Source organism: Porcipelethomonas sp. (assembly GCF_051893655.1).
Taxonomy (GTDB): Bacteria; Bacillota; Clostridia; order Oscillospirales; family Ruminococcaceae; genus Porcipelethomonas.
On record NZ_JBJFHN010000073.1, the window covers coordinates 1 to 6,271 of the forward strand.

At 36.9% G+C, this 6,271-nt stretch carries 3 protein-coding genes; all 3 read left to right on the forward strand.

Annotated features, from left to right (window positions below):
- Positions 1-44 precede the first annotated feature (44 nt).
- Positions 45-1,376 (forward strand): penicillin-binding transpeptidase domain-containing protein, encoded by a 1,332-nt coding sequence (locus tag ACI4WO_RS04010; RefSeq protein WP_439806271.1) that lies wholly within the window; start codon positions 45-47, stop codon positions 1,374-1,376.
- A 178-nt stretch (positions 1,377-1,554) separates the two neighbouring features.
- Positions 1,555-4,851 (forward strand): dockerin type I domain-containing protein, encoded by a 3,297-nt coding sequence (locus ACI4WO_RS04015; RefSeq protein WP_439806272.1) that lies wholly within the window; start codon positions 1,555-1,557, stop codon positions 4,849-4,851.
- A 327-nt stretch (positions 4,852-5,178) separates the two neighbouring features.
- A partial coding sequence (locus ACI4WO_RS04020) for a PocR ligand-binding domain-containing protein (protein ID WP_439806273.1) occupies positions 5,179-6,271 on the forward strand: 1,093 nt, incomplete at its 3' end.

Below are 6,271 nucleotides of genomic sequence, written 5' to 3' on the forward strand. Positions count from 1 at the left end.
GTCGGATGTTTTTATCCGGCTTCTTTTTGCACTTGAGGGTGCGGTTGGCGGGTACCGATGATGAATGGGAACAATTTTGTACTATTGCAGAAAATCATGAAAAATACGCAGATAATCCCAGGGATTTGCCAAATGTGAGAGCAAATCTTGTATCACATATTCCTGATTCTGATTATTTTGATGCTATGATTGAGAATGTGATAACTGATTATTGCATAGCTAAAGAATGTTCACGACAGGAAGCTGTTGAATTTATTTATTCTGGCGGTATTACTATAAAAACGCCTTACAACAGTGACATTCAAGCTGTTCTTGACAGAGTATATGCAGATGATTTGAATTTTACATATGATTCAGAACACAATTTTCCGCAATCGGCATGTGCTGTTCTTGATTACAGCGGCGGTGTAGCGGCAATAATCGGGGGAAACAATGACAATCATTCATATAACCGCAGTTACAGAGTACCCCATAAGCTTGGTTCGTCTATAAAACCACTAAGTGCATATGCTCCTGCACTTGAACGGAAAATGATAAATTTTTCTTCACTTATCCCCGATGAACCGTTGATATTTGAAGATGTAGATTCGTCGTATGAGTGGCCTAAAAATTATGACGGTATTTACGATGGTAACATTACAATTACTAAAGCACTGAGAAAATCGAAAAATGCTGCCGCTGCACAGCTTGTAGACAGGCTTACGCCTATGTATTGCTGTGATTTTTTACAGGATAATTTTGGCTTTACTACAATTACGAATAATGATGCATCATATGCCGCAATGGCATTAGGTGCACTTGAAAACGGGGTGTATCTTCACGAACTTGCAGCAGCATATGCTGTATTCGGTAATGGCGGATACTATTTTGAACCTCACTTTTATACTGAGGTTCTTGACAGCAGCGGAAATACAGTACTGAAAAACGATGTGGAAATGCATCAGGCAATGGAATCGGATGATGCATGGATAATGAACAGACTACTATATTATAATGTAAATACTGCTGATGGAATCGCTAATGCAGCAGCTATGGAAAATATAGAAGTTATCGGAAAAACGGGAACAGCTGCCAACGATTTAAATCTTGATTCAGGCCGTATTTTTGTTGGGGCAGTTCCTGATTATGTAACAGCAGTATGGATGGGATTTGATGATGAATCATCCATGGAAGATATTCAATATATTCCGCCAACGGAGTTGTGGAAAAATATCGTCGGACAGTTTCCGCTTGAACACGATAAGTTTACGCCCGATGATTCTGTAATTGAATATGAATTCTGTACATCAAGCGGTGGTCTGGCAACAGACAGATGTTATGAAAGTGAGATCGGATATTATACTTCGGATAATATGCCGACTGAATGCCATGAATAATAATTAAGACATTATTGCTTAAAAGCTTGCTTATAGGGTATATGAACAAATTATTAATTTATTTTGGGGAATATTTATTCAAATGGTCAGATGAATAAATTTCTAAAGTAAAATTGAACACAGCATAATGGTATTGTGTCGTTTTACTATAAATATATTAACGAAAGGATGGTTCTTTATGAAAAAACCAACGCGAAAGTTCATTTCTTTTTCTACAGCTCTTGTTTCAATGGTTGGCTTAATGACGCCGGTGTTTGCAGCAGCTAAGTATGATTCAGAACTTGTAGAAGAGTGTGAATATGATGAATTAATTGAAATGAGGGATAAAGCTATCCTCATTAAAGATGGAAATGACTATACTGTTAATGATGATACACAGCTTATTGTCATTGACAGTAATGGTGAAAAAAAGCTCATCAGCAAGGAAGAAGGACTCAGCGGTCTTTATAGCTATGTATCAACAACAAGAGGGCAGTATAACTTCATCAGCCCTACAAATGATCCGTATTCTTTTGATTTCTTTGATGAAAATTACTGTATCAGTACAGAATCCGGCTCAATTATCGCAGGATTTGGTGATAAATTCGCACTTATAGATGACAGCGGAAAGAAAATATCTGATGAATATGATGCTATTTACCGTATCAGCGATGATTATTTCATGGTTGATGTGATTGATGGTGAAATACGCAAAACAGGACTTATCAGGGCAGATGGTTCTGTTATCGCTGCACCTGCTGAGGGAATAGGTGAATTTTATCTCTGCGGAAGTAAGTTCCTTGTGTCTAAGTATACCACTGAAATTGTTGAAGAAGAAAACTGGAATGGGGATATAGTTCAGAATGAACGAACAAATTATTCCTATTATTTCATGAGTCCTGACGGAAAAGCAGAATCTGAAACTTTTAAATATTTTGCAGAATTGGGTCATAACGGTAATAATTCTTCGGATAATGGTCACAACAGGACAGATGTGAGATATAATGTAAATTATGCATTTGAATGTGACTGTATCTGTTTGACAGACAGTGATGATAAACAGCTGATATATAACAGTAAAACTGAATCTTTCAGCAATAAGTATGATTATATTCAGAATTTGAATGGTGAGAAATTTATTGTATCGCATGACGGTGTATATGATGTTATAAATACCGAATTTAAAGTACTTATAGAAAATGCTGAAGATGTTGAATATGGTTATAATAAAGTTCTGGAAGTTAAGAAAGACGGAAAGGTTACCAGATACGATGCAGACCTTAACGTTTTAGAGGAATCAGCTGTTACTAAACGATTCCCGACATTCGATTATGCTTCTGTTGAAAAGAACGGTAATATTATAACTGTAAAAAGCGATGATTCGCTGTATTCATATAGTCAGCTGGACCAGGAATTTGTGAGTGTGTCAGTAAACGTTGAGATAAAACCGGTTTGGGAAAACAGTGATATTGAAGTCAGCGTGAAAAATGATTACAACTCCAATTTTGACTTTGAACTTGAGGTTCTGGAAGAATATTATGATGAAGCTCTGGATTATAATGTTACTACCAGCAGCAGATATAAATATATTCTTGATTCAGCCTATGAACCTCATGATGTTTCAGAATATGCCAAGACCGTCAGAAATGTAAATCACGATATTGTTATTCTTCAAAAAGAAGATAACCATCTTGAATATGTGAATTTTGCAGATGCACAGGATAAGAAGGATCTCAGCCCATATACTGATCTTTCTCCTGTTTATGATGACAGTCAGAACTACAACTACGGTTCAGGCAGAGAACCAATAGGATATTGCCTGATGACAGAGGATTCATTTGTTATAAGCGATATGAATTTTAATCTGTTAAATGAACCTGTTAAAGGAACACCTTCTGGAGTTCAGATTAACTGCAATGATAATGTTTATTCAGGAGATATCGTATTCTATGTCAATGACAAAAATGATGAAAACGGAACAGTGATAAAAAAATATGGTGTTGCGTCACTTGACAAAGGTGTTATTGTTCCGGCTGAATATGACAGTGTTTCTGTAGGTTATGGCGGATACCTTGTAACAAAAGAAGGCATGACAGCTATTATCGGTTCAAACGGAGAAGCTATTAAGGAATTTGAAGGTGCATATAACTTCAACAGTATAACAGGTTGTGTATATGACGCTGACTGGAATCTTGTAAAAAGAGATGATGGTGTTACGTCAAACATCGTTTATAATATTGAAGACGGTGAAATAAAATATCAGCAGACTGGTATTTATGATGAAGTTTCATATTTTGTTGACGGCTATGCTACTGTAGTAAAATATGCAGCAAATGATAATAATCAGGAGGATCTCTGGTCGGGCAATCAGAACAATTACTATGGAATTATCTGTATTGACGGCACAGAAGTTGTTAAACCTTCCGATGATATATACATTACCATGAATCCGGAGTTCGATGAAGATGATACTTCTTTTAATGTTGAAGCATATTCAAGTACAGAAGGAAAAAACTCAAGCTCTGTTGCATTATCTGTTAAAGAACTTGATACCGGATATATTAATGCCAATAATATGACTGTGGCAAAAATGATAAGCGATAACAGATACCTTGCTTTAATCAATGGATTATGGGGGGTATACGATGGCGATGGCAAGGAAATTATCAAGCCGCAGTTTGACTATTTTAAACCATTTAATGAAAATGGTCTGAGTATTGTGGAAACGCCCGAATACAATACATGTTATTGTAAAGGGCTATATGGGGACTATGAAGAGGAAACAGTTTATAAAACAGGTGTAATTGATATTAAGGGTAATATCATTGTTGAACCTTACAATAATATCACTGAGAACGGAATAAAGGTTTGCAGCACAAGAAGCAGTCTTACTCCATACGCTTTAAAGACTGTTCTTCTGGACAAGTATGGCGTTCAGGTGTGTAAGCTCGTTAATGGAAAGCCTAAATATATGACAATAACCAGTGATGATGTTTTAAATGATTTCGCAAAGGTTAACGGTTATGACATTGCACATAAGGAAGGCAATTTATATTATGTTGAGAAAGACGGATTGTCAGGGGTGGTTTCTGAGGATAACGAGGTGCTTGTTCCTGTTGAATATTTTGAGGTACTTTCTTTTAATCCATCTGAAATAAACTTTAAATATGTCAGACCTGAACTTCAGGGTATTTTGGAAAATGAATTTAGTTCAAAGAGTAACGAAATATCTGATGGCAGCAAGCTTGTATATGTTAAAACCTTAGATGGTAAGGTTGGCGTATATAAACTAAGCGAAAGTGAAAGTGATGATGTTTTGGGTGACTCTAACGGTGACGGTATTGTAAACGTCCGGGATGCTGCATTCATTGCCAGAAAACTTGCAGAACGAAAAGCAGACGAACTTCCTGCTTCTGCAGATTTTAACGAAGACGGAAAGGTAAATGTCCGTGACGCTGCGGCAATTGCAAAGTTCTTAGCAACAGGCAAAAAATAATTTTCAGAACGCTCCCGAAAGGGGGCGTTTTGGTTTGATAAGAGAGTAAGAGAACGTATTTTAAAATTACATTGTTATTTTTCACTTTGATCAATATACTTTGGTAAAGCGGATTAATTGGAAGTGATATTGACAAAATGCGTCTGTTTTATATTATGGTGGGTATCTGCCTTGTGATGTATGTATTTTTAACAAAGAAATTGTTATAAATTGTGCTAAATTAATATTTTTTAATTTCAATTGTTTAAAAGTTATTGACAAAATGCCGAACCAATGGTAAAATAAATACACAATTATTGAAAATCCGCTTTGGGAAACAAACGCTGTATGGGCTGCGATAAAGCAGGTGCGGAGCTTACTATGAAATCGGGAAGGGCATGTACCTATTACTGCCATGCCGGACTTGTTGATTATGCTGCACCGATTATTGTAAACGGAAAAATGATCGGCAGCTTTATCGGCGGACAGGTTCTTCCGGAAAAGCCTAATTATGACAGATTCCGTGAAACAGCTCTTGAACTGGGCATTGATCCGGAAAAATACGTTGAAGCTGTTAAAAAGGTGCAGATTATTGACAAATCTATCATTGACAAATCCGCTCAGTATCTGTCAGACATGGCAAGTACACTGTCTTTTCTTGCCTATCAGTCCCATGAGATCAAGAAAAGGAATAAGGAAATTGCCAAGGCTTCGTCCATGAAGAGCGATTTTCTTGCAAATATGAGCCATGAAATAAGAACACCTATGAATGCAGTGATCGGACTTGTTGACCTTGCACTTCGTGAAGACATGTCACCGGATGCCAAAGAATATATGCATCAGATTAAAAGTTCCGCTAAAAATCTGCTGGTAAATATCAAAGGACTTGACACGGAAGCCGCACTTGCCCTTATAGGAAACGAAGAACTTTTCTTTACCATACTCAAGGAATACTACACTTCTATTGACAAAAAGTCAAAAACCATTCTGGAACATAAGGAGGCAGAGCACTGGAGAGATTATACCATTGAGGTTCACTCCCTTAAAAGTACTTCAAAACAAATCGGTGCAAATAAGGTTTCAGCACTTGCAGCTGAACTTGAACGTGCAGGAAATGAGGGTAATTACAGCCTGATCAATGAAAAAACAGCTGAGATGCTTTCAGAATTTCAGCTGTATAAAGAGATACTTGCACCGTTATTTCCTGATGTACAGATATCTGCTGAGGAGAAAACGGCTGGTACGGAAGATATTATGAAACTGCTTGAAGAGATGAAAGAAGCTCTTGACGATTTCGATACACTTCAGATAGATGATGTTATCGAAAAAATGAGCGGTTATAAATATCCGGAAACACAGACCGGATATTTTGAAAATCTTAAACAGTCGGCTGAAATAAGCGACCTTGACGAGTGCCTGAAAATTGTTGAGAAATGGCAGG

Excerpts from the sequence above, each read along its gene's own strand:
- ACI4WO_RS04015 (WP_439806272.1), top strand. The coding sequence starts at position 1,555 with ATGAAAAAACCAACGCGAAAGTTCATTTCTTTTTCTACAGCTCTTGTT.